The 23001-nt window shown below is 67.6% G+C and carries 24 protein-coding genes; 2 read left to right on the top strand and 22 right to left on the bottom strand.

Annotated features, from left to right (window positions below):
- Nucleotides 1-62: 62 nt before the first annotated feature.
- Together WEG36_15935 and carA are read right to left on the bottom strand one after the other, a co-directional pair.
- Nucleotides 63-365: an HU family DNA-binding protein gene (locus WEG36_15935; GenBank protein ID MEX1259086.1), complete on the bottom strand. Its 303-nt coding sequence runs from the start codon at nucleotides 363-365 to the stop codon at nucleotides 63-65.
- A 122-nt stretch (nucleotides 366-487) separates the two neighbouring features.
- Nucleotides 488-1642 carry a glutamine-hydrolyzing carbamoyl-phosphate synthase small subunit gene (carA, locus tag WEG36_15930; protein ID MEX1259085.1) on the bottom strand — a complete coding sequence of 385 codons (1155 nt, stop codon included), beginning with the start codon at nucleotides 1640-1642 and terminating at the stop codon, nucleotides 488-490.
- Between the two features lie 158 nt (nucleotides 1643-1800).
- Between carA and WEG36_15925 the strand changes: the two genes are divergently transcribed.
- Entirely contained in the window at nucleotides 1801-2373 is a 573-nt protein-coding gene (locus WEG36_15925; GenBank protein ID MEX1259084.1) for a ribonuclease H, read from the top strand.
- A gap of 9 nt (nucleotides 2374-2382) precedes the next feature.
- Here WEG36_15925 and lipB read toward each other — a convergent pair whose 3' ends face one another.
- The 20 genes from lipB to icd form a co-directional block, all read right to left on the bottom strand.
- Nucleotides 2383-3054, bottom strand: a complete 672-nt coding sequence (lipB, locus tag WEG36_15920; GenBank protein ID MEX1259083.1) for a lipoyl(octanoyl) transferase LipB — start codon at nucleotides 3052-3054, stop codon at nucleotides 2383-2385.
- A gap of 13 nt (nucleotides 3055-3067) precedes the next feature.
- Entirely contained in the window at nucleotides 3068-4549 is a 1482-nt protein-coding gene (locus WEG36_15915; GenBank protein MEX1259082.1) for a dihydrolipoamide acetyltransferase family protein, read from the bottom strand.
- A gap of 187 nt (nucleotides 4550-4736) precedes the next feature.
- Nucleotides 4737-5105, bottom strand: a complete 369-nt coding sequence (gene secG, locus WEG36_15910) for a preprotein translocase subunit SecG (protein MEX1259081.1) — start codon at nucleotides 5103-5105, stop codon at nucleotides 4737-4739.
- Between the two features lie 61 nt (nucleotides 5106-5166).
- Complete coding sequence (tpiA, locus tag WEG36_15905) at nucleotides 5167-5937, bottom strand: triose-phosphate isomerase (GenBank protein MEX1259080.1); 771 nt, start codon at nucleotides 5935-5937, stop codon at nucleotides 5167-5169.
- Nucleotides 5934-7190: a phosphoglycerate kinase gene (locus WEG36_15900; GenBank protein MEX1259079.1), complete on the bottom strand. Its 1257-nt coding sequence runs from the start codon at nucleotides 7188-7190 to the stop codon at nucleotides 5934-5936. Before WEG36_15900 ends, tpiA begins: the two co-directional genes overlap by 4 nt.
- A gap of 7 nt (nucleotides 7191-7197) precedes the next feature.
- Nucleotides 7198-8226: a type I glyceraldehyde-3-phosphate dehydrogenase gene (gene gap / locus WEG36_15895; protein MEX1259078.1), complete on the bottom strand. Its 1029-nt coding sequence runs from the start codon at nucleotides 8224-8226 to the stop codon at nucleotides 7198-7200.
- 68 nt (nucleotides 8227-8294) lie between these two features.
- Entirely contained in the window at nucleotides 8295-8696 is a 402-nt protein-coding gene (locus tag WEG36_15890) for a phosphoribosyltransferase family protein (protein MEX1259077.1), read from the bottom strand.
- A 374-nt stretch (nucleotides 8697-9070) separates the two neighbouring features.
- A complete protein-coding gene (aroE, locus tag WEG36_15885; GenBank protein ID MEX1259076.1) occupies nucleotides 9071-9925 on the bottom strand; it encodes a shikimate dehydrogenase in 855 nt (284 codons plus the stop codon).
- Nucleotides 9922-10461, bottom strand: coding sequence for a low molecular weight protein arginine phosphatase (locus tag WEG36_15880; protein MEX1259075.1), 540 nt, complete (start codon nucleotides 10459-10461; stop codon nucleotides 9922-9924). The genes aroE and WEG36_15880 overlap by 4 nt, the downstream gene beginning before the upstream one ends.
- Complete coding sequence (locus WEG36_15875) at nucleotides 10458-11165, bottom strand: L-threonylcarbamoyladenylate synthase (protein ID MEX1259074.1); 708 nt, start codon at nucleotides 11163-11165, stop codon at nucleotides 10458-10460. Before WEG36_15875 ends, WEG36_15880 begins: the two co-directional genes overlap by 4 nt.
- Complete coding sequence (ispD, locus tag WEG36_15870) at nucleotides 11162-11863, bottom strand: 2-C-methyl-D-erythritol 4-phosphate cytidylyltransferase (protein ID MEX1259073.1); 702 nt, start codon at nucleotides 11861-11863, stop codon at nucleotides 11162-11164. The genes WEG36_15875 and ispD overlap by 4 nt, the downstream gene beginning before the upstream one ends.
- Nucleotides 11864-11913: 50 nt before the next feature.
- Nucleotides 11914-13365, bottom strand: coding sequence for a replicative DNA helicase (gene dnaB, locus WEG36_15865; GenBank protein ID MEX1259072.1), 1452 nt, complete (start codon nucleotides 13363-13365; stop codon nucleotides 11914-11916).
- The gene (locus WEG36_15860) at nucleotides 13362-14138 is read right to left on the bottom strand and encodes a uracil-DNA glycosylase (protein MEX1259071.1); all 777 of its coding nucleotides are present in this window, start codon (nucleotides 14136-14138) and stop codon (nucleotides 13362-13364) included. The genes dnaB and WEG36_15860 overlap by 4 nt, the downstream gene beginning before the upstream one ends.
- On the bottom strand, nucleotides 14135-15403 hold the full coding sequence (gene coaBC, locus WEG36_15855; GenBank protein ID MEX1259070.1) for a bifunctional phosphopantothenoylcysteine decarboxylase/phosphopantothenate--cysteine ligase CoaBC: 1269 nt from the start codon (nucleotides 15401-15403) through the stop codon (nucleotides 14135-14137). Before coaBC ends, WEG36_15860 begins: the two co-directional genes overlap by 4 nt.
- A gap of 4 nt (nucleotides 15404-15407) precedes the next feature.
- Complete coding sequence (locus WEG36_15850; GenBank protein MEX1259069.1) at nucleotides 15408-15623, bottom strand: hypothetical protein; 216 nt, start codon at nucleotides 15621-15623, stop codon at nucleotides 15408-15410.
- Between the two features lie 81 nt (nucleotides 15624-15704).
- A complete protein-coding gene (gene gmk / locus WEG36_15845; GenBank protein MEX1259068.1) occupies nucleotides 15705-16358 on the bottom strand; it encodes a guanylate kinase in 654 nt (217 codons plus the stop codon).
- Nucleotides 16355-17233 carry a YicC/YloC family endoribonuclease gene (locus WEG36_15840; GenBank protein MEX1259067.1) on the bottom strand — a complete coding sequence of 293 codons (879 nt, stop codon included), beginning with the start codon at nucleotides 17231-17233 and terminating at the stop codon, nucleotides 16355-16357. Before WEG36_15840 ends, gmk begins: the two co-directional genes overlap by 4 nt.
- A 53-nt stretch (nucleotides 17234-17286) precedes the next feature.
- Nucleotides 17287-19170, bottom strand: a complete 1884-nt coding sequence (locus tag WEG36_15835; protein MEX1259066.1) for a TonB-dependent receptor plug domain-containing protein — start codon at nucleotides 19168-19170, stop codon at nucleotides 17287-17289.
- Nucleotides 19171-19175: 5 nt separating this feature from the next.
- A complete protein-coding gene (locus tag WEG36_15830; protein ID MEX1259065.1) occupies nucleotides 19176-20699 on the bottom strand; it encodes a leucyl aminopeptidase in 1524 nt (507 codons plus the stop codon).
- 99 nt (nucleotides 20700-20798) lie between these two features.
- Nucleotides 20799-22034 carry an isocitrate dehydrogenase (NADP(+)) gene (gene icd / locus WEG36_15825; protein ID MEX1259064.1) on the bottom strand — a complete coding sequence of 412 codons (1236 nt, stop codon included), beginning with the start codon at nucleotides 22032-22034 and terminating at the stop codon, nucleotides 20799-20801.
- Nucleotides 22035-22258: 224 nt separating this feature from the next.
- Between icd and WEG36_15820 the strand changes: the two genes are divergently transcribed.
- Nucleotides 22259-22981, top strand: coding sequence for an SDR family NAD(P)-dependent oxidoreductase (locus WEG36_15820; GenBank protein MEX1259063.1), 723 nt, complete (start codon nucleotides 22259-22261; stop codon nucleotides 22979-22981).
- Nucleotides 22982-23001: the final 20 nt, after the last annotated feature.

Genomic DNA, 23001 nt, shown 5'->3' with positions numbered 1-23001 from the left:
CGTCCCTCTGGGACCCCGCCGCCGGCACCCCAAGATCTCTTGGACGGATCGCCGCGGGCCGCTTAACCCCGGCGCGATACGGCCTTGGCGGAGACTCGGCTCCTCAGTTGCTTCGACGGCTTGAAGACCGGCACATGTCGCGAGGGGACCTTCACCGAGTCTCCGGTCCGCGGGTTCCGCGCCTTCCGCGCCCTCCGCTCCCGCACCTTGAAGGTGCCGAATCCCCGGATTTCGATGTTCTCGCCCTGCGCGAGCGCCAGCTTTACCGCGTTCAGAAAGCCGTCCACGACGAGGGCACAATCTTTCTTCGTGACGCCGGGCCCGATTGCCTCGGCCACCTGCTCCACCAGGTCCGCTTTCGTCATTCTTTCCTCCCAACCAGGATCAGGCCTGGTGAGCCGGTTTTCTACATGCGGTGCAATGAGTTCCGACGTCGTGGGGCCCGCCGCCCGAGAGGCGCTAGGGTAACGTGCGCGGGAGGAAGGCGTCAACCCCGAGCGCGACCCTTCCCGGAGCCCGCCGCGCGGCACTCCTCCATGAGACGAGTGAAGCGATCGAACAGGTAGCGCGAGTCGTGCGGCCCGGGAGCCGCCTCGGGGTGGTACTGGACGGAAAAGACGGGGAGCGACGTGTGTTCCATGCCCTCGAGGGTCCCGTCGTAGAGATTCAGGTGCGTGGGGCGTAGGTCGGGGGCCCCCGGGATCGTCCCGTCCTCCGCGACTTCGACCGCGAAGCCATGATTCTGCGACGTGATCTCGACGCGGTCCCGGTCCACTGCGCGCACCGGATGATTGGCGCCATGATGTCCGAACGGAAGCTTGTAGGTCTCGGCGCCGAACGCGCGCGCGATGAGCTGGTGGCCGAGGCAGATTCCGAACACGGGGATCCCCGCCCCCGCAAGCTGAAGGATGGATTCCGCAGCCGTTTTCACCGCGGACGGATCGCCGGGCCCATTTGAAACGAAGAGGCCGTCCGGGTTCTCGGCCATCACCTCTTCCACGGGGGTGTCGGACGGAATGATGGTGACGCGGCAACCCCGTTCCGCGAGAAGCTTGGGCGAATGCGCCTTCACCCCGAAATCGTAGGCGAGGACGTGGAACCGCTCCTCCCCGACGGCGGGAACCTCGTATCGCTCGGTCGTGGAGACCCCGCACGCGAGGTCCAGTCCTTCCATCATGGGATGCGCCTGGATTTTCCGTTGGAGCTCTTCTTCGGGGAGATCTACGGGGGCGATTCCACCCCGCATCGCTCCTCGATCACGGAGGTGCCTGGTCAGGGCCCGCGTGTCCAGGTCGGTGATCCCCACGATTCCGTGCTGGGAGAGGTAGTCCGTCAGGCCGCCGGTGGCGCGCCAGGACGAAAACATCCGGGACGCCTCGCGGACGATGAAGCCGGCCACCGTCGGCGCCTCCGACTCGCGATCCTCGTCGTTCACCCCGTAGTTCCCGATGAGCGGGTAGGTCATCGTCACCAGCTGTCCGGTATAAGAGGGGTCGGTCAGGACTTCCTGGTAGCCGGTCATCGCAGTGTTGAAAACGACCTCGCCGAGCGCAACTCCCGGGGCGCCGAGGGAGGCACCCTCGAAGCGGCGTCCATCCTCCAGGAGGAGGTACGTCGGTGAGCGCTCGCCGGCTCTGGACACGGGAATCACCATCGATTGTGCGGGGAAAGGCTCCGTCGGCCGTTGAATGTAGATTCGAGGGAAGACGCGTCAAGGTGAAGCACGCCTTCCACGAATGATGGGGGTCGGGTACCTTCATCCCCTCGCGTTTGCCTTCGAACTCCACTCCGAGTCCCGCGATGAGCCCGACGGCCCCGCCTTCGAATTCCGGCGCGCAGGCGCCCCTCGAAACCGACGTGATCGTACACGCGGACGAATCGTGCCTGGGAAACCAGTTCGTGGGGCGCGACAATCCAGGCGGCGCGGCGGGACTCGTCGAGGTGCGCTCCGGCGAGCGTTGGATCCCGAAGGATTTCTGGATCTCCGAACGCGCCACGACCAACAACCGGATGGCCCTCCGCAGCGCGATCGCCAGCCTTCGCGAGCTCGACCGTCCATCTCGCGTTCGCTTCGTCTCCGATTCGGAATACCTCGTGAAGGGAATGCGTGAGTGGCTTCCCGGATGGAAGGCGCGGGGGTGGCGCCGGAAAGGCGGCAGAATCGAGAACCTCGAACTCTGGCAGGAACTCGACGCGGTCGCGCAGCGTCATTCGGTTTCATGGGAGTGGGTCCGTGGACACGCGGGTCATCCCAGGAACGAATACGCAAACGAACTCGCGACCCGCGCCGCTGCCGATCAGACGACCTCCGACGGATTCGTGGAGAGCGGGTTCTCCGCCTGGCTCGAAAAAACGTCACGCGCCAATCGCTGAGGGCGTCCGCTAGGCTTCGTCCTCGGTGTCGTGGAGGTCGCGTTCGAAGACCTCGGCGAATCGCTCCGCCGTTCGACTCGCCGCCTCGTCCGCGGAGAGGGGGCGCCCCAGGATCGCTTCCAGCGATGTGACCGGCTCGCCTGGAATCCCGCACGGCACGATCGTCCCGAAGTAGGCGAGGTCCGTGGAGACGTTCAACGCGAACCCGTGCGAGGTGATCCACCCGGACGAGACCCGCACTCCGATCGCGGCAATTTTTCCGCCGGACGTCCAGACTCCGGTTTTTCCCCTCACCCGCCCCGACTCGATGCCGTACCCGGCCAGGAGTCGAATGAGGACTTCTTCGAGATCGCGAAGGTACCGGTGGACGTCCCTGCGGTCCGGATTCAGATCGAGGATCGGATAACCGACGAGCTGGCCGGGTCCGTGGTAGGTGACATCCCCGCCGCGCCCCGTGTGCGCGAGGGTGATGCCGAGCTCTTCCCTACGGACGGAATCCGCGAGAACGTGTTCGGCGAGCGCGCCCGAACCCAGGGTGATGACGTGCGGGTGCTCGAGAAGGAGGAGCTGGTCCGGAATCTCGTCCGCGCGCCGGCGCCGAACGAACTCGTCCTGAAGCGCGAGTGCCCGGTCGTAAGGAACGACGCCCAGCTTTCGGACCTCGAGGGGCCGTCCGCTCATCGCCCCGGCCCCGTCAGGCGTCTTCCGGAAAGTCCTCCATCAGCCCCTTCAGGCCGGCGAGGAAGCGTGCCGCGTCCGCGCCGTCCACGATCCGGTGATCGTATCCGAGGGCAAATAGCGACCGCTTCCGGATCGCAATGGAGTCCTCGCCGGTGACCGGGTCCCGCACCACGACCACCCGCTTTTCGATCGCTCCCGTCCCGAGGATGCCTGAAGTCCCCTTCGGGATGATGGGCATCCCGACAAGAGTGCCGAGGACTCCGGGATTGGTAATGGAGAAGGTAGCTCCCTGAATCTCGTCCGGCCCGAGCTTTCGGCTGCGCGCGCGTTCGGCCAGATCCACGATCTTGTTCCCGATCCCCACGAGCGAAAGGTGGTCCGCGTCGCGGATGACGGGAACGATGAGCCCCGGATCGAGATCCACCGCGATCCCGATGTTCACGCTCCCTCGGTGGATGACGTTGTTCCCTGACGCGGTCGCGTTCAGCATGGGGAAGTCGCGCAGGACACGCGAAACCGCCCATGCGACGAAGGCCGTGAAACTCACCTTCGCGCCCTGCTCCTTCCACTTCGGGCCACGATCCTTCCGGACGCGGTCCACCTGCGTGAAGTCGATCTCGATGAAGGAGTGGACGTGCGGCGCGACCCGTTTCGCGAGCACCATGTGTTCCGCGGTGAGACGTCGAACTTTGTCCATCGTCTCGACTTCGTCCCCTTCGCGGACGGGGAATTCCGGGTGCTGCACCTGCCCGTAGAAGGTCTTCCAGAACTCTGAGGGTGCCGCCGAAACACCCGCCGAAGGAGGGGCGGATGGTGCCGCGGATGGTGCCCGTGCCGCGGCAGGCTGCGAGGCCGTCGGTGCGGCCGCCGGACGGAAGGGGGCCGTGGGCATCGCCGGCTCCGCTTCGCGCGGCTTTTCCTGCCCGTCCTCGGTCCCGAGGAACTCGAGGAGGTCCTGCTTGGTCACACGCCCGCCGACGCCGGTGCCCCTTCCCTCGAGCTGGGCGAGGTCCACCCCATGCTCCTCGGCAATGCGACGGACCAGTGGTGTGGAGCGCTGGCGGAGACGGTCTTCGGCGGTCTCGGTCGCGGTCACGCGGGCCGGCTCCGCCGCCGCCGGAGGGACCTCCATCTCGGGCTCCCGGGCAATCGCCCGTTCCGGGACCCGGGGTTTATCTCCTTCGACCGGCGCCGCAACCGTTTCCCGCGCGGGAGGAGGGGCGCTCACCCCCGCAGAAGGCCGAGTGGCAGCGGGATCGGTGTCAATGAAGGCGACGACGGTTCCGACCTCCACCGTTTCGCCCTCCTGCACCATCACTTCGACGAGCGTCCCCGACTGCGGCGCTGGGATCTCCGCGTCTACCTTGTCCGTGGAGATTTCGAGGAGCGGTTCATCCCGCTCGATCGTGTCACCGACCTTCTTCAGCCACTTGGAAACAGTTCCCTCTGCGATGGACTCACCCATCTGGGGCATGGGAACTTCGATTCGCGCCACCGTTGGTCTCTCCGGACTTCGATGCGGGCATGTCGCCGGCCATCCCGGCGACTCTTCGCGCTGGGGACCCTGAGTTTAACCGGACGGGAGACCTTGGCAAGGTGAAGCGCGACCGCCAATGGCGGCCCCGGTGAGGCTCGAGCCGAGTTTCGCGTGAGACGCCGAATTCCGGCCTCCCCGCGGAGGATCAGGGAAGTGTGGTCGGTGCTTCCCCACCCGTTTCCGGAGCGGATTCGGCGGGCGCGGGCTGGATGCCGGGGACCACGGGAGAAGGCACGGTCGTGGGCTCGAGTCCGCCTTCGAGGATCGAGGTCGGCTGCTGCCCGCGCGACGAAACGATCGCGAGCACGAGCGAGAGGACCATGAAGGCCGAACCCGCGACCCAGCTCGCCCGGGTGAGGAAGGTCGCCGCCTGGCGGCCTCCAAGTACCCCTTCCGCCGCCGTCACTCCGCCCCCCATGGCCGCGAGCCCCCCGCCCTTACCGGATTGCAGGAGGATCACCAGGATCAGGAAGATCCCGTCGAGAACGAGGAAGGTGAGGAGAAAACCGTACATGACTCTAGGCGAGTTTGGGTCTTGGGCCAGCGGAAAAAGGTCGCCGGGGAGGCTTGGGGTGTCAACTCTCCGCGCCGGCCCGGACGATGCTCAGAAAGGAATCCGGCTCGAGGGACGCCCCTCCGACGAGTACGCCGTCCACGTCCTGCGCCGACAACAGCTCCAGCGCATTTCCCGGATTGACCGAGCCGCCGTAGAGGATGGGCACCCGGCGGCCTCGTTCGGCGCCCACGAGCTCTCCGAGTCGCTCTCGGAGGAAGCCCTGCGCCTCCGAGGCGTCTCCGGGAGAGGCCGTCTCCCCCGTTCCGATCGCCCAGACCGGCTCGTAGGCGAGAATCAGGGCATCCCCGGCCGTGATCCGCTCGAGCTCCGCGGGATTCCCGATTCCTCCTTTCAGCTGCCTCGCGAGAACCTTCTCCAGTTTTCCGGCACGGCGCTCTTCCACTGTTTCTCCGACACAGAGCACCGGAGTCATCCCCACACGTCGCGTGGCCTCCACTTGTATCGCGGTCTCGGCTTCGGTCTCATGGAAGAGATGCCGCCTCTCGGAGTGCCCGATGAGGGCGTATCTCGCCCCAGCTTCCGCGGCCATTTCGGCGGACAGCTCTCCCGTGAATGCCCCCGAAGAGGCGCCGTGGATGTGCTGAATCCCGAAGCGGACCCGCGTGTTGTTCCCGAGGGCCGCACGAGCCGTCGTGAGCGAAATCGCAGGCGGGAAGAGGATCACGGTGACCCCGGAGACCTCCTCCGCCCCCTGAAAGGATTCGAGGTACGCGCGGGTCGCGGCCAGCCCGTGATTCATCTTCCAATTGCCGGCCACGACCTTGCTCATCGAGTCGCTCCTCCCTCACCGACAGCCGCCGCTTCGCTCTCCACTCTGTCGAGGACCGCCACTCCCGGGAGCTCCCGTCCGGCGAGGAGGTCCAGCGACGCGCCCCCTCCAGTCGAGATGTGCGTCATCCGGTCGGCCACTCCCGCCGCCGCCGCCGCCGCGGCCGAATCTCCTCCGCCGACGACGATCGTCGCACCCCGGTCCGCCGCCTCCGCCAGAACGCGGGCGAGCTCGAAGGTCCCACCGTCGAAGGGGGGCGTTTCGAAGACCCCCATCGGACCATTCCAGAGGACGGTCGCGGCGCCACGGGCCTCGGCCGCGAAGATCTCGCGGGAGTCGAGCCCGATGTCGCCGATCCGATCCGCCGGACCGACCGCCGTCCGGTCCACGTTTCGGGCCGGCGCGCCCGCCTCGATCTGGTTCGCGACCGTGCAGTCCACGGGGAGGAGCAGTTTGTCGCCGGCCTCGTCGAGGAGCTCCGCGGCCATCGCGACCCGGTCATCTTCCACGAGCGAAGCCCCAGTGTCCAGCCCGAGCGCGCGAAAAAAGGTGTTCGCCATCGCGCCGCCCACGAGGAGTCGGTCAACGCGGGGAAGGATCGCTCGGATGAGGTCGATCTTCCCGGAGATCTTCGCGCCGCCGAGGATGGCGATGAAGGGCCTGGCGGGCTCTCGCAGGGCCTCCTGGAGGTAATGCAGCTCGCGCGCCATGAGGAGGCCGGCCACAGCCGGCCCCGCGCGTTCCCGGATGATCCGGGCCGCCCCCACGTTCGAGGCATGGGCACGGTGCGCCGCCCCGAACGCGTCCCCTACGAATCCTTCGGCAAGCCCCGCAAAGGCCCGGGCGAGCGCGGGATCGTTCTTGGTTTCACCAGGGTGGAAGCGGACGTTCTCGAGGAGAAGACATTCGCCCGAGACGAGCCGATCCACGGCGCTCCGGACCGCCTCGCTTCCGGGTTCGCCATCCACGAGGCGCACCTCGGTGCCGAGACGCTCGGAGAGGAGGCGGGCCACGGGTGCGAGCGAGGCGGAGGGATCGCGGGTGCCGTCGGGGCGTCCCAGATGCGAGGCCAGGATCGTACGCGCCCCCCTGGTTCGAAGGAGGGCGAGCGTCGGGAGTGTGGCGTCCACGCGGCTCGGATCCGCGATTTCTCCCGAATCCTTCAGAGGAACATTGTAGTCGGCACGGACCAGGACGCGCCTTCCCCGAAGCTCTCCCTCCGCGAGATCGGCGAGTGTCCGGGTGCGCGACACGGGGCGCTTACCCCTTGGCGACCGACGGAAGTCGTTTTCCCACATAGCGCACCACGTCGCGCACGCGGCAGGAGTACCCCCACTCGTTGTCGTACCACGAGAGAACCTTCACGAGCCGGTTTTCGATGACCGCGGTGGAGAGAAGATCCACCACGGACGAGGCCGAGCTCCCCGTGAAGTCCACCGAGACGAGCGGCCCTTCCACCACCTCGAGGATTCCCTTGAGCGGACCGGCGGATGCCTCCCGGAACACATCATTCACCTCGTCCACCGAAGTGTCGCGGGAGACGACCGCGGTCAGGTCCACGAGGGAGACATCGGGGGTCGGAACGCGGATCGCCATCCCGTCCAACTTCCCTTTCACTTCGGGAAGGACCAGCGAAGTCGCACGCGCCGCCCCCGTGGTCGTCGGAATCATGGACATCGCGGCCGCGCGCGCGCGGCGAAGGTCCTTGTGGGGCGTGTCGAGGATGGCCTGGTCGTTCGTGTAAGAGTGGATGGTCGTCATAAGGCCGCGCTCGAAGCCGAGGCCGTCCACGAGGACTTTCACCACCGGCGCGAGGCAGTTCGTCGTGCACGACGCGTTCGAGATGATGTCGTGCCGCTCGGGATCGTATTTCCCTTCATTCACTCCGAGGACGATCGTGATGTCCTCTTCTTTCGCCGGAGCGGAGATGAGGACTTTTCGCGCACCCGCTTCGAGGTGCTTCGCCGCGTCGTTCCGCTTCGTAAAGCGCCCCGTCGCCTCGACGACGACATCCACACCGAGGTCGCCCCAAGGAAGCTTCGCGGGGTCTTTTTCCGCGAAGACCAGGATTTCCTTTCCGTCCACCCGAATCCCCTTCCCGGTCGGCTCGACCGATCCGGGATAGGTCCGGTGGACCGAGTCGTACTTGAAGAGGTGGGCCAGCGTGGCGTTGTCCGTGAGGTCGTTCACCGCGACGAAGTCGAGATCGTCGCTCCCTTCGCCGAGGGACGACCTGAGGACGAGCCGGCCGATTCGTCCGAACCCGTTGATGGCCACGCGAATGGACATCCGATTGTCTCCTTCCGCCGCGCCCCGCGCGTCCGAAGCCGGGTCGGGCGGGCGCGTGATTTCGAAGTTCAGCCCGGAAGCGCCCGGGCAAAGGTGAGAAGAGTGACGCTTCGCGCGCCCCCGGCGCCCAGCGTCTCCGCCGCGGCTACGGCAGTCGCGCCCGTCGTGAGGACGTCGTCCACGAGGAGGATGTCCCGGCCCCGGATTTCCGCGGCCGACGAGTCCCGCAGGAGAAACGCTCCCTTGACGTTAGCCCGGCGTTCGTCGGGGTGCAAGGCGACCTGGCTCTCTCCACCTTCCATGCGGGAGAGGGCTTCCAGGAGGATTCCCCCGGTCGCCCGAGCGACTGTCGCGGCCAGGACGCCGGCCTGATTGTACCCGCGATCACGGAGCCGCCGGAGCGTGGTCGGCACGGGAACGATGGGGACCCCAGCGAGGTCGGGCAGACCAGGGAGCGGCACGTGCGCCATGCGTCTCGCGAGCTCCTCTCCCAACTCGGGCCACCCCCCGTACTTGAGGGCGTGGACCAGGGCGTCCGCCGGATCGACGAGCAGGGCGACCGAACGCGCCGACCTGAGAATGGGGGGCCAATCCCGACACTCGGTGCAGGGGCGATCCTCCGGCAGTCCGGTGCCCCGCGGCGCGGCGCACCGGGGGCATTGCGGGTGGGGAGGTGCCCGCAGACGGGTCAGGCACCGCGGACAGATCCGGGGCCTTTCGCGGCCCCCGCCGCTGGAATCCCGCGGCCCCGGCGCGGCCGCCAGCGTGTTTCGACACCCCGCGCAGGCCGGCGGGAGGAGGAAGTCGAGGAGAGGTTCTCCCCACTCGGCGAGGACTCCCAAGGTCAACCGCCCGCAGCCCCGGCGCCGGCGGTCCTGGACCCCGCCATCGCCTCCTGCATGACCTGGAGGGGAGCAGGGTGGCCCCACCAGAGCCGGAATGCTTCCGCCCCTTGCCTCACAAGCATCTCTCCACCGTCCGCGGCGGGGATTCCGAGCGTGCGGGCGAATCGAACGAGCGGCGTCTCCGCCGGACGATACACGAGATCGAGGAGGGCGCCCGGCTCCGCGACCTCCGAAAGGTCGATCGGAAGCGAATCCGAATCCCGGAGCCCGAGCGATGTCGCGTTCACGATGAGGTCGAGGGGCTCCCCCGCCATCGCACCGAGAGAGTCGAGCGCCGAAACACGGGGGTCATTCGCGACTGCGACGAGAGCCCGCGCACGATCGGGGGTGCGATTCCAGACCCACGCCTCCCCCACGCCGTCGGCGAGAAGTCCCTCGAGGGCCCCGCGCGCGGACCCGCCCGCGCCGAGAAGCAGGACCCGAAGTCCCTTCGCCGAACGCCCGATCAGCGCCTCGACCGCTCCGCGAAATCCGGCCACGTCGGTGTTCTCCCCGTGCACGAGACCGTTCTCGAGCCAGAAGGTGTTGCACGCCCCGGTACGCCGCACGAGCTCGCTCGGGTGGTCCACCGTGCGAGCCGCGATCTCCTTGTGCGGGAGGGTGATGTTTCCGGCGCCCCCGGCCCGCGCGATTCCGCGCACGAGCCCGGGGACGTCGGATTCTTCACAGCGGAGTGCGACGTACACCCCATCAACCGAGAGCGCACGGAAGGCCGCATTCTGGATTCGAGGCGACAGGGAATGGGACACGGGATTCCCGAGGAGCGCCACCAGGCGTGTGGACGCGCCAATCATGGGGCCACGAGCGGAGCGAGTTTCGTTAGCGCGTGGTCCACAAGCCCCTCGATCTCGATGAGCGTCTCTTCGTATAGGGCATCGTCTCCGCCGTGCGGATCGACGACGCCGATCCCCCGCCCCTCCGCGTCGCCGCCGACGAAGTCTGTGATGACGGAGGCGCGCTCCTCTCCTCCGTACGCACTGACGGCGAGGAGGTGCGAAGCGGACATCGTGAGGATGAGGTCTGCCCAGGCCACGAGCTCCTCGGTCACCTGCACGCTTCGGTGCGTTGAAAGGTCGAGCCCGTGCCGCGCCCCCGCCCGAAGTGACCCCTCACTCGCCGGAGCGCCCACGGTGGCTAAGACTCCGGCGGAGCGCACTTCGACTTGCCTCCACCCGAGCCGGACCAGCGCGCGTTGGGTCAGCGCCTCCGCGAGAGGACTCCGGCACGTGTTTCCCGTGCAGACGAAGAGGAGTCGAAAAGCCTCACCCGCCTCCCCTTGGTGTGAAGGTGGCCTCTTCGGGTCCGGGTGGGGCCGATCCGCGTCTTTCATCGGTCGAGTTCGGGAACGCGTCGGAAGAGCTCCGCGAAGGTCAGGGCGCCCTCCCGAAGGACGCGGGGGCGTGGAAGGGTGAAGTCCACGACGGTCGATGGGAGGGATGCCGTCAACATTCCCGCGTCCACGATCCAGAGCTCCTCCGACATTGGAAGACCCTCGAAGGCCGCCACGATCTCCCTGGCGGAGCGGGTTGGCTGGGAACCCGACCGATTCGCGCTCGTCGAGATGAGGGGACGGTCCCAGAGCGCCATGAGTGCCTCGACGAAGGGGTGCGAGCTCACCCGCACGGCGACCCCTGCTGACGCGCTGCGGATCCCCGGGGGAAAACGTGCCTCCCGGTCGAAAAGTACCATCGTGAGCGGTCCTGGCCAAAGGCCCGCGGCGGCATTTCGGGCGGCGTCGGGAAGGGCGAGACCCCACCGTTTGGGAGCATCCACGGGATCGCCCCCGCTGGGGAGAAGGACGAGAAAGGGTGCGTCTGCCGCCCGCCCCTTCAGTCGTCGAACTGCTTCGACCCCGCCCTCGGTCGCGGCCGCTCCGAGCCCGTAAGAGGTCTCCGTCGGGTACGCGAGGAGGCCGCCGCCGGCGAGGTGGTCCCCGATCCGCTCGACCTCGCTCGATTCCGCGCCTCTTCCCGCGACCGGCCAGGACCGAAGCAGAGGCTTGTTCACCTTGCCGCCGGGCCGCCCGGAGGTCATGGACCTTCCCGCCCGGGATCGCGCCGCGCGAGAAGAACTCTTGCGATCTCGAGGTCCTCCGGCACGGTAACCTTCAAGTTCCATCTCGATCCCTCCACCATCCGCACGCGGCCGCCGGCCCGCGCGAAAAGGGCAGCGTCATCGGTCGCCTCCGCACCCTCCCGTCGAGCACCCCTGTAGGCGTCGAGGAGGGGCCTCTTCGGGAATCCCTGCGGGGTTTGCGCGTGCCAAAATCCACTTCGGTCCGGAGTCCCCGTAATCCAATCGCCTTCCTCCACTTCCTCCACTTCCTTCAACGTGTCGCTCACCCGAACTCCGACGACCGCACCCACCCCTTCTCCGACCCCGCGAATGCACCGATCCACGAGGTCCCGCGTGACGAGCGGGCGAGCCGCATCATGCACCAGCACGATCTCGACCTCTTCCGGGAGCGCCTCGAGCGCAGCGAATACGGACTCGGTGCGCGTCGCCCCTCCCGCGACCACGCGGACTCGCGGCTCGAGTTCTCGAAGCCAGAGCGGGGGGGCGTCGGCGTCCTCGCGCGCGAGCGCGACGACCAAGCATGCAACGTCAGGATGCGCGAGGAAGGGGCGAAGCGCATGCAGGAGGAGCGGGGCACCGTCCAATTCGAGGAAGGGTTTCCGGGCGCCGCCCATCCGCTCCCCCGACCCCGCGGCGGGAAGGCAGACTCCGACCATGGGACGCCCTCCCCCCACGCCCGCCGTGCCCCCTCGCCCCCCCTCCCCGCTCAGAAGGGCACGTCCTCGGGCCCGCCCCGGCTTCCGCCCCCGACCGCGGCGCCCGCCTCGGGGGAATCCTCCGTCAGCTCGTCGAAGCGCGTGTAGGTGTGGTGGAAATAAAGGTCCACGGTGCCAGTGGGTCCGTTCCTCTGCTTCCCGACGATGAGCTCGGCCTTCCCGAGGATCGACTTCCCCTCATCATCGGTCGCGGACGAACTGTAGTACTCGGGGCGGTACAGGAACATGACGATATCGGCATCCTGCTCGATGGACCCGGAGTCGCGCAGGTCCGAAAGCTGGGGGCGATGCTCGGTCCTCTGCTCCGGGCCGCGCGAAAGTTGGGAGAGAGCGAGGACCGGCACCTCCAACTCCCGCGCGAGCGACTTGAGCCCGCGCGAGATCTGACTGACCTCCTGCTGGCGGCTTTCGACCCTCCCCGATCCCGCCATGAGCTGGAGGTAGTCCACGACGAGCATCCCGAGCCCGGCGTCGGCCTTGAGCCTCCGTGCCTTCGCGCGCATGTCTAGGACCGTCCCTCCGGGCGAATCGTCGATCCAGATCGGTGCGGTGTTGAGCTTCGCACCCGCCGTTCCGATTCGCTGGTAATCCGACGGGGAGAGTCGCCCGGTGCGGAGCTTCTGCGCGTCCACGCGCGCCTCCGAACAGAGGAGGCGTTGGACGAGTTGTTCCTTCGACATCTCGAGCGAAAAAATCGCGACGGGGACCTGGTGATCGATCGCCGCGTTCTGGGCGACGTTCAACACCCAGGAGGTCTTTCCCATCGAGGGGCGCCCCGCCACGATGACGAGGTCGCCCCTCTGGAACCCCGTCGTCATGTAGTCGAGCCGCGGGAATCCGGAGGGGACGCCGGTCAGGCCACCCTTGTTCGCCTGGAGCCGCTCGATGTTTTCGAAAGCATCCCAGAGCAGATCCTTGATCCAGACGAATCCACCCCGGTCGTGGCTCTCCGCGACCTGGAAGATGCGGCGCTCCGACTCGTCCACGACCTCGTCCACAGAGCGGTCTCCCGGCTCGTAGACGTCCTGGATGATCCGAGTCGAGGCGTCCACGAGGCGCCGCAGAAGCGCCTTGTCGCGGACGATTCGCGCGTGGTACTGGATGTTCGCCGCCGTGGGGACGGCGTCCAGGAGCTCGGCCAGAAACTCCATCCCGCCGGCGCGGTCGAGCTCACCCGAGCTCCGGAGGAGGTCTCCCACCGTGACGACGTCGATCGCGGTCCGACGCTCCTGGAGCTGGCGCATCACCCGGAAAAGGATGCGGTGCTGCTCGCGAAAGAACATCGAGTCGTCGAGTAGGTCCTGGACCTTCGCGATGGATTCGGCGTCGATGAGCAGCCCTCCCAGCACCGACACCTCCGCTTCCATCGAATAGGGCGGATCCCGGTCGTACCGGGGCGGTGCGCGGGGCTCGGAGGCCGGAGGAGAGGTAGTCGGGTTCACGTCGGCCGGGACGTCGGCGTCGAGTCGAGGAGTTTACAAAGGAGCTGAAAGTCGTCCCAAGTCGGGCGGATCCACCCGGAGTTCCGGAGGAGCGCCGCGGGGTGGTAAGTCACCACGACCGGGATTCCCTCGTAACTGTACACCTCCCCGCGGAGCTTTCCCAGAGGACGATCGGATCCGGAAAGGAGCTGCCCCGCGAAGGTGCCCACCGCAAGGATCGCCTCCGGCTTCACCAACTCGATCTGGCGGCGGAGGTAGGGTGCGCAGGCGTCAATCTCGTCGGGCCTCGGATTCCGGTTCTCCGGCGGCCGGCACTTGATCACGTTGCAGATATAGACCGAGGCTTCCCGCGAAAGGCCGATCGTCGCGAGGAGAAGGTCGAGGAGCTTTCCCGCCGGACCGACGAAGGGAAGCCCCGTCCGATCCTCCTGGGCCCCCGGCGCTTCGCCGACGACCATGAGGCGTCCCTCGGGATTTCCGTCGGAAAAGACGACCTGCGTCCTTCCAGGTGCGAGTCGGCACCGGGTGCAAGCGAGAGCCGCCGCCTTCAGCTCGTCATAGCCCTCCGGCACGTCGGTGCCGGTGACCGGAAGGGGCGCCCGCACACTCCCCCGGTCGCTCGGACGCGGCGTGGCGGCCGCCGACCTCCTTCGCGTCGAGGCAAGAGCCTCCTCCCGCGTCATTCCCTGGAGGACGAGCGGTCCGGCTCCGAGCTCCTCTCGTTGCCGGATGAGCCTTGCGACTTCCGCGGGATCCGGGGCACCCCGGCTCACGTCCGCGATCCTGCGCCGCGGTGCCCTTCCCTTCTGGCGATGCGCTCTCGCACTCGGTCGAGGACGCGCAGGGCCACCTCGTCCTTGGACAGAAGTGGAAGGGCCTCTTCTCCGCCCTCGCGATCGAGAATGGTCGCACGGTTGGTCGCCACCTCGAATCCGGCGCCCTCCTCCTCGGGGTCGTTTGCGACGATGAGGTCGAAGTCCTTCGCCTGGAGCTTCGCCTGTGCACGCTCGACCAGTTTGCCCGTTTCGAGGGCGAATCCGACAGCGATCGCTCCTTTTCGCCGCAGGGGGAGCGTTTCGAGCGCCACGTCCGGGTTTTCGGCGAGGGAGATCGTGGGAGTCGGTCCCGCCTCGGACCGTTTCCACTTCTCGGCCGAGCGAGTGCTCGGCCGGAAGTCGGCGACCGCTGCGGCGAAGATCAGGACGTCCGCCGTCGGGACCGCCGCCCGCGCCTCTTCGAGCATCTCCGCGGCGCTCTCGACGCGGAGGGTCCGGACACCGGCCGGGTCGGGGAGTTGGCTCGGCCCGGACACGAGCGTGACCTGGGCCCCACGGAGCCAGGCCTCGCGCGCGAGTGCGAACCCCATCCGCCCCGAGGAACGATTCCCGACGTACCGCACCGGATCGATCGCTTCCCGCGTGGGCCCCGCCGTGACCATCACGTGACGAGCGGCGAAAAGCGGATCGTTCCCGAGGACCCGGCCGGCGAAGTCCACGATCTCCTCGGGTTCCAGCATTCTGCCCGGTCCTTCCCCTTCTCCCACGGCGAGAGCGCCCACCGCTGGACCGGCGATCCCATAACCAAGGACGTCCCGGCAGTGTGCGACGTTTCGCTGGGTCTGCGGATGGGAGTACATCCGGTCGTTCATCGCGGGAGCGAGCAGAACCGGGGCCCTTGTGGCGAGAAGGACCGAAGCGAGGAGGTCGTTCGCGCGCCCTTGTGCGGCCCGGGCGATGAGGTCCGCGGTCGCGGGGGCGACGAGAACCAGGTCGGCCTCTGCGGCAATCCGGAGATGGAGGGCGGCCCCGCTTCCGGAAAGGAGGTCGGTGTGAACCTCGCGGCCCGTCACCCCGGAGAAGCTGAGTGGCCCGACGAAGGAGCGGGCCGAGTGAGAGAGGACGGTGTCCACGGCCGCGCCCAAGCGCGTCAGGTCCCGGGCCACCTGCACTGCCTTGTACGCCGCGATCCCTCCGGTCACTCCGAGAACGACCTTCCGTCCCGCCCAGGGAGGGCGGGGACTCAGGGACCGGCTTGCCACACGACTACTCCTCGACGCGGCGCCGTCCCACGAGGCGGAACTCGATCTGCCCGGAAGTGAGGGCTCCGAGCGACCGGGTCGAAAGCTTCTCCTCTTCGCCGAGGGGCTTGAGATCGCGCGGAAGCGAGTTGAGCTCCCGGGCATATTTCGCGGCCACGAGCACGCCGAGGTATTTACTTCCGGTGTGTTCGGCCATCTGGTCGGGCGTGAAGACGATCATCGTTCGTGCGCTCCTCTTCTCGTAATTTCCACAACATTGGTTCGTGTACCCGCAACGGAGCGCCGCGCTCCGCGGTGTCGTTCAGGCGTCCGCCAGGATCCGCTCGATGTCGTCACGGATCCGTGCCACTTCTCCCTCGAGACCCAACATCCTCGAAACCCTGTGCCCTTCCGAGGTGACGATCTCCCGCACCCGCGCCACCGCGCTCTCGAGCGTCTCGTTCACCACGATATAATCGAAGCGAACGACCTCCTCCATCTCGCGATGGGCCGTCTGTAGCCGACGCCGCACTTCGGCCGGATCCTCCGTGCCCCTCCTCGTCAGCCGGCTCCGCAACACTTCTCCCGAAGGAGGAAAGACGAAGACGAGGACGGCCTCCGGAATCCGCTCCTTGATCTGCCGAGCTCCCTGGACATCGATGTCGAGGACCGGATGTTTTCCTCGGTCCCTCGCCTCTTCCACGACGCGCCGCCGCGTCCCGTAGAGGTTTCCGTGGACTTCCGCCCACTCGACGAGCTCCCCGCCTTCGGCCAGACGCAGAAATGTTTCCCGGCCCACGAACTCGTAGTCTACCCCGTCCCTCTCCCCTTTCCGCGCCGGACGTGTCGTGACCGAGATCGAGAAGACGAAATCCACCGAGCCCTCGACGAGGGCGTGCGCGATCGTGGTCTTCCCGGTTCCACTCGGGGCCGCCAGCACCAGCGGCGCCGGCCGTGCCGGGAGACCCGTCGTCACTCCACGTTCTCCAGTTGCTCTCTGAGCCGCTCGATCTCCTCCTTCAGCACGACCACCCGCTCCGCGATCTCCGCGTCGTTCGCCTTGGAGCCCATCGTGTTCGCCTCGCGGAGAATCTCCTGCGCGATGAACCCGAGCCTCTTCCCGATCCCGGCGGGGTCTCCCGTCCGGATCGTATCGCGAAACATCGCGAGGTGAGCCCGAAAGCGGACGATCTCCTCGTGGATGTCCCAGCGCTCGGCGAGATGCGCGACCTCACGAGCGATTCTCTCTTCGTCCACCTGTAGGTCGGCCCCGAGAAGCTCCTGAATCGCCCCGCGCAGGCGATCGCGCTCCGTGACGAGGCGCGTCGGTGCCCGCTCCGCAATGCGCACGACCACACCCTCCATCGCGTCGAGGCGCGCCTCGAGATCCTCCGCGAGACGAGCACCCTCCGCTTCCCGCATTTCCGCGGCCCGCGCCGCTGCCTCGGAAAGTGCCGCCACGAGCTCCGCCTCGGCGACTTCTTCGACGGCGTCTATTCCCTCCGCCTCCCGAAAGACGTCCCGGAACCAGGGAAGGAGTCCGACTTCGATCCGACCCTCCAGCCCAAGTTCCTCCTGCAGGCCGCGAAGCGCCTGCACATAACCGCGCGCCCGCTCCACGTCCACCGCGACCGCCACCCCGCTCGACCCCGGCCGCTCCAGCCCGATGCTCACGTTCACGTGTCCGCGCACGAAACGGTCCCGAAGAGCCCGCTCGAGCGCGGCCTGGTGGCGCTCCATCCCTGGAGGCGTTCGGAACTGAACGTTCAGGAACCGGTGGTTCACGGAGCGGACCTGGACCGAGAGCCTGGTGCCCGAAAGGTCCCGTTCCGACTCCCCAAAGCCGGTCATGCTGCGAAGAGGCGCCCGGCGCATAGAAAAGGAAAGCTAACCGGGCCGACCCTTCAGTTCCACAAGGTCCATCGGACTCCGTAAAGCGCCCGGGTGGGGGGGAGGAGCCGGCCCGGGAAGTCCTGGTTGCTCTCCCGCAGGGTGAAGTTGTCCCAGAGGACGAAGATGCGGGCGGAGGCGATCCGGATCTGCAGCCGGCCGAACCAGCTCTGGGCGAAGGGGACTTCGGCGAGGATCCCGGGAGGCCCGGCCTCCTCGAAGGGAACGAACATCGGGTCTCGCCCCCGCACCCCCACGTCCAGCCAGACCTCGAGGTTTTCCGACTCGAGGAAGACGTCGTGGAAGCGAAGCCGACCTTCGTAGATTCGCCGCGGGAGGTACCGCCAGCTTTCCGTGTCGTCCCAGATCTGTACGCTCCCGGCAAGCGCGAGCCCGTCGAGGAGGGGGGTGAGGGGGAGCTCTCCCGCGACCTCGAATCCGGTCCGCTCTCCGCCGGCAAGGACGAGTCCCTCCCGGTCCGCTTCCGTCCCCATCGGGTGGAGCGAGTCCGCCTCGATCCGCATGGCCGCCCCTCCGAGGAAGATCCCGTTCCATCGGAACTCGGCGCCCCCGCGGACCCCTCGCCATTCGGTAAAGGAGAGCGGCGACGGTGCCACCGGCGGTTCTTCTCCGACCGGGTTGTCCTCCATCGGATCTTCCTCCCCGGGCATCTCCTCGAGCTCCGGGGGCATCCAGCGGGGAATCCCCCGACGCCCGTCCTCCACTTCGCCGAAAAATGAAAACCCCAGGAGGGGCTCCGTCCAGCCACGGGCGTGCGTTGTCGTCGCCGCCTCGTCGTCCCGCCAACTCTCCCGATCGAACGAAACCTCCGCGCCCACCCAGCCCGGGATCCGCCCGCCGAGCCGTCCGGAGAGGCCGTTCGCGATCCACCCGTGTCCCCACCCGGCGAAGCCTCCCGCCTCTCCCCACCACCACTCGCGCTCCACCGCGACACGAAGTCCGGCCTGCGTCCGCGGGTCCTCGTTCACCTCCGGAACCTCGGGAGGTGTCGCGCCCCGACCGTAGTCCGCACCCAGAGAGGAGCGTTGTGCGAATGCAGCCAGGACCAGTCCTGGAGAGGGCTCGAAGCGCCCATGCAGGGCCAGGTCTGTCCGGTTGACACCCCGCGGAGACCAGAGCGCCTCGGGACGGCGGGAAGTCATCCGTCTGAGCTCCCAGGCGAGTCCTCCCCTTTCCCCGACGTGGATCGTGTGGCGGAGGTGGGCCCCGAAGGAGGCGCCCGGCTCCAGCGCCTGTGGTCCCTCCGTATCCACACGGTCGAGACTGATCATCACGCTCCCCCCGAGGGCGTCCGGGTGCGCGAAGGTCCCTCGGAAGAGGTTCGTGTTCAGGTCTCCCGTCCCGACCTCGAGCAAGGAGTACGGACGCGGATCCGAAAGGTGAAGGGGATAGAGCTCGATCCTGAGCTCTCCCGGTCTCCGTTCCACCCGCACCCGGTCGATCCCTCCGAGCCCCATCCTCGAGAGGTCCACGATGCCGCCCTGGAGAGGAGGGAGCTCGATTCCGTCGAGGAAGACGCGGAGGCGTCCCCCGCCCACGCCGAACGCCGTCGCGGACGAAGGCTGGCCGAAGTCTCCCCCGCGGAGCGCGATCACACCGGTGATCTCTTCGAGGAGCTCGAGGAGGGTGAGAGCCCGCGTGGATTGGAGCCCTTCCCGGTCCCACTCCCAGATCCCGGTGCTCCACCCGGCGGGGGCGAGGCTCCCGGCGAAAGGAAGATTTCTGACCTCGAGGACCTCGTCGGCGGCGAGGGAGTCCGGTGGAGCGGCGGCCGGAGGGACGGGTTCCTGCGCAGCCGCACCTCGCGCCGCCATGGTAGCCAGGAGAAGGGCCGCCGGGAGGAACGCGCCTAGGACTCGGTGGATTCGGGAGAGCACCTGCCTCACCCCGCCCGCGCGTGTAACCACTCTAGGAGGAGCCGGGTGGGACGCCCGAACCCGCCCTTCCGGTGGTAAGGAGCGTGAACGTCCCCGTACGCGGTGCCGGCGATGTCGAGGTGCGCCCACGGTGTCTCCCCCACGAACTCGGCGAGAAACCAGGCAGCCGTAATCGTGCCAGCAGCCCGCCCGCCGACGTTTTTCAGGTCCGCGACGGTGCTCTCGAGCTGCTTTCGATACTCCTTCCAGAGGGGAAGGGGCCAGCACCGCTCTCCGGCCCGCGCTCCAGCCTCCCTGAGCTCCGCGATGACGCCCTCGTCGTTGCCGAGAACCGCGGAAGCGTGGTTTCCGAGGGCGATGAGGCAGGCTCCCGTCAATGTCGCGCAGTCCACGACGACTTTCGGCGCGTAGTGCTCGATCACGTACGAAAGAGCGTCGGCGAGGACGAGCCGTCCTTCCGCGTCCGTATTGATGATTTCGATCGTCTTTCCGCTGCGGGCGCGCACGATGTCGCCCGGTTTGGTGGCCCTTCCCGAGAGGAGGTTCTCCGCCGACGGCACGACCGCGACGACGTTCAGCGGAAGCCGGAGCGCGCCGATCGCCTGCATCGCGCCGAGAACGGCCGCGGCGCCGGACATGTCGAACTTCATTTCCTCCATCCCGAGTCCGGGCTTGATGGAGATTCCGCCGGAATCGAAGGTGATCCCCTTCCCCACCAGCGCGAGCGGCGGGTCCCCCTTTTCCCCGCCGTGGTGCTCCAGAACGATCAGCCTCGGCTCTTCTTCCGAGCCGGCGGAGACCGCGAGGAGCGCCCTCATCCCTTCGTCTTCCAGCTCTTTTTTTCCCAGCACATGCGAGGTGAACCCGTATTCGCGCGCGACGCCGAGGGCCACTTCCGCGAGGTGCGACGGCGTGGCGACGTTTCCCGGACGGTTCTGGAGGAGGCGCGCCAGATTTTCTCCCTCCGCGAACGCCACTCCGATGCTCAGGGCCCGCTCCGACCCCTTGCGCTCGGCAGATGTGGAGAGGACAAGCGCGTCCACGAGGGGGTGGCGGGGGTCCTCCGAGACCGGATCCTCCTCCCCGAGACCGGAGCGGAGTTCTCGGTAGTCCCACGCCGCGAGAATCCCACCCTCGGCGGCCACCTGCACGGCGAGCACGGGTCTCGCCGGCAGCTCCGAGGGAAGGTGGAGGACGAGGCTCGTCAGCGACCTGGACTCCGCCCCCCGAACGGCCCGCCCCGCGAGCTGGCGCACCCCTTCGGCATCCAACTCGTCCCGCTCACCGACGCCCACGAAGAGAAAGCGCCCGGGCCCGCCCTGCGCGGATTCCGCGCCGTAAAAAAGAAGGGAGTCGCCCGGGTCGCCACGGAAGTCGCCCGCGCCGCGCGCACGGGAGAACGCCCCCCCGAGTCGCCGATCCGCCGCGGCAGCCGCGCCCGTGAGCGCGTGTTCGCCCTTAAAAACGGGGAGGACGAGGAGCGGGGTCTCGAGACCGAGAGGTTCGTCGAAGTTGAGTGTCACCCGCATGAAATCCGCCCCATCCCAGTTTGGCTCGCCTCTTCGTAACGCCGCATCGCCGCACGCGGGCGCACGCGGGAGAATCCCCGCGGCGCGAGGGCAAGCACCTTACATGTGCCGGACTGTCGCCTCGCCGAATCCGAAGGTCCCGACCTTCGTCGCGCCCTTCATCTGGCGCTCGAGGTCGTAGGTGACGGTCTTCGCCTTCACCGCGCCCTCGAGTCCCTTGTTGATGAGCCGTGCCGCTTCATCCCACGCCATGTGCTCGAGCATCATGACCGCCGAGAGGATGACGGATCCTGGATTGACCATATCCTTCCCCGCGTATTTCGGTGCGGTTCCGTGTGTGGCTTCGAAAACCGCGACCTCGTCCCCGACGTTCGCCCCCGGCGCCATCCCAAGCCCACCGACCTGAGCCGCGCACGCATCGGAGAGATAGTCGCCATTCAGGTTTGGAGTCACGAGCACGTCGTACTCGTCGGGGCGGAGCAAAACCTGCTGGAACATCGCGTCCGCGATCCGGTCGCCGATGACGACGCGGCCCGCCGGATCCTCTCCGCTCCACACCGCGGACTCTGGAACGGTCCGGTCCGAAAATTCCTCGCGGGCAACTTCGTATCCCCAGTCCGAGAAGGCCCCCTCGGTGAACTTCATGATGTTCCCCTTGTGGACGAGGGTCAGCCGTGGGCGCTTGCGATCGAGTGCGTACCGGATCGCGGCGGCAACGTGACGCTTCGTCCCGAAGGGGGAGATCGGCTTGATCCCGATCCCGCTCCCTTCGCGGATCTGGGCACCCATCTCGTGGACGAGGAAGCGCCGCACTTTTTCGGCCTCGGCACTCCCCGATTCCCACTCGATCCCGGCGTACACGTCTTCCGTATTTTCCCGAAAGATCACGACATCGAGCTTGCCCGGTTCCTTCATCGGAGAGGGAACGCCCTCGATCCATCGCACCGGGCGGATGCAGGAGTAGAGGTCGAGGACTTTTCGCAGGGTGACGTTGAGGGAGCGAATCCCCCCACCCACCGGGGTCGTCAGGGGTCCCTTGATCCCGACCTTGAAGTCGCGGAGCGCCTGGAAGGTCTCCTCGGGAAGCCATTCCCCCGTCTTCCCCAACGCCTTCTCGCCCGCATAGATCTCCATCCATGCGATCTGTCGCTCTCCGCCATACGCCTTTTCCACGGCCGCGTCCACGACGTGGCGGGTCGCCCGCCAGATGTCCGCACCGATCCCGTCTCCTTCGATGAAGGGGAGGATGGGCCGGTCCGGAACGCGGATCTTCCCGCCCTCGATGGTGATGGGATCGCCCGAGTCGGGGACGCGGGCGTGTTCGTAGTCGCTCATCTTCCTGTGTTCCGTGAGAGTGCGGAGAGCGCGGGGGCGGGGGAGGCGCCCGCACGGAGAAAGCCACCGAACTTAGTCGGGCGCGGACCGGAGGGGCAAGGCGGATCCCGAGCCCTCCGGCACCCCCGTGCGGGGCCAGGGTATCGCACGACGCGAGGGCGCGAAAAGCGGCGCTCCCCACCGACCTGGCACGCACCGCGATCCGACGGAAGAGAGCCCGCGAGATGCATTCGAACCGACCCCGGCGCACCGTCCTCGTCACCGGAGGGGCGGGACACCTCGGCCGCTACGTCGTGCGGCGCTTTCTCGCGGAGGGGACCAGTGTCCATGTCCCCCTCTTCGAAGGCGAGGACGAAACCGCCTTAGCGCAATTTCTCGGCGATCGACTTGACGCCGTGCGCCTCCACCGGGAGGTGAACCTCGCGGATCCGGAGGGAGCGGACCGGGTTGTCGCCGCGCTTCGGGAGGACGAAGGGTCCGGCCCCGACGTCCTCCTGAATCTCGCGGGAGGCTTCGCGTCGAGTCCGATCGAGGACACCGAGCCCGCAGGCTGGCAGAGGATGTGGGAGATCAACGCGAGCTCGGCATTCCTCACCTCCCGCGCCGTCTTCCCAGGGATGAAAAATGCCGGCTGGGGCCGAATCGTGAACGTCTCCGCATTCCCGGCGATCGACCGCGGAAAGTCCGGGCTCTCCGCTTACGGAGCCGCCAAAGCCGCTGTTTTGAACCTCACCCAGACCCTTGCAAGAGAAGGGCTCGGGCACGGGATCACGGTGAACGCGGTCCTCCCTTCGATCATCGACACTCCCCCGAACCGATCCTCGATGCCGGATGCGGACCGCTCGACCTGGCTTCCGCCCGAGGAGATCGCATCCGTCCTTGCATTCCTGGCCTCGGACGAGGCGCGCATCGTGAACGGCGCGGCGATCACACTCACGTTGGGTTGAGGCGAGCGAGACTCTTTCGC

Source organism: Gemmatimonadota bacterium (assembly GCA_040882465.1).
GTDB lineage: Bacteria > Gemmatimonadota > Gemmatimonadetes > Longimicrobiales > Gaopeijiaceae > JBBEBG01.
The sequence above is the reverse complement of the archived record's forward strand: the minus strand, read 5'-3'. Positions and strand labels throughout refer to the sequence as shown.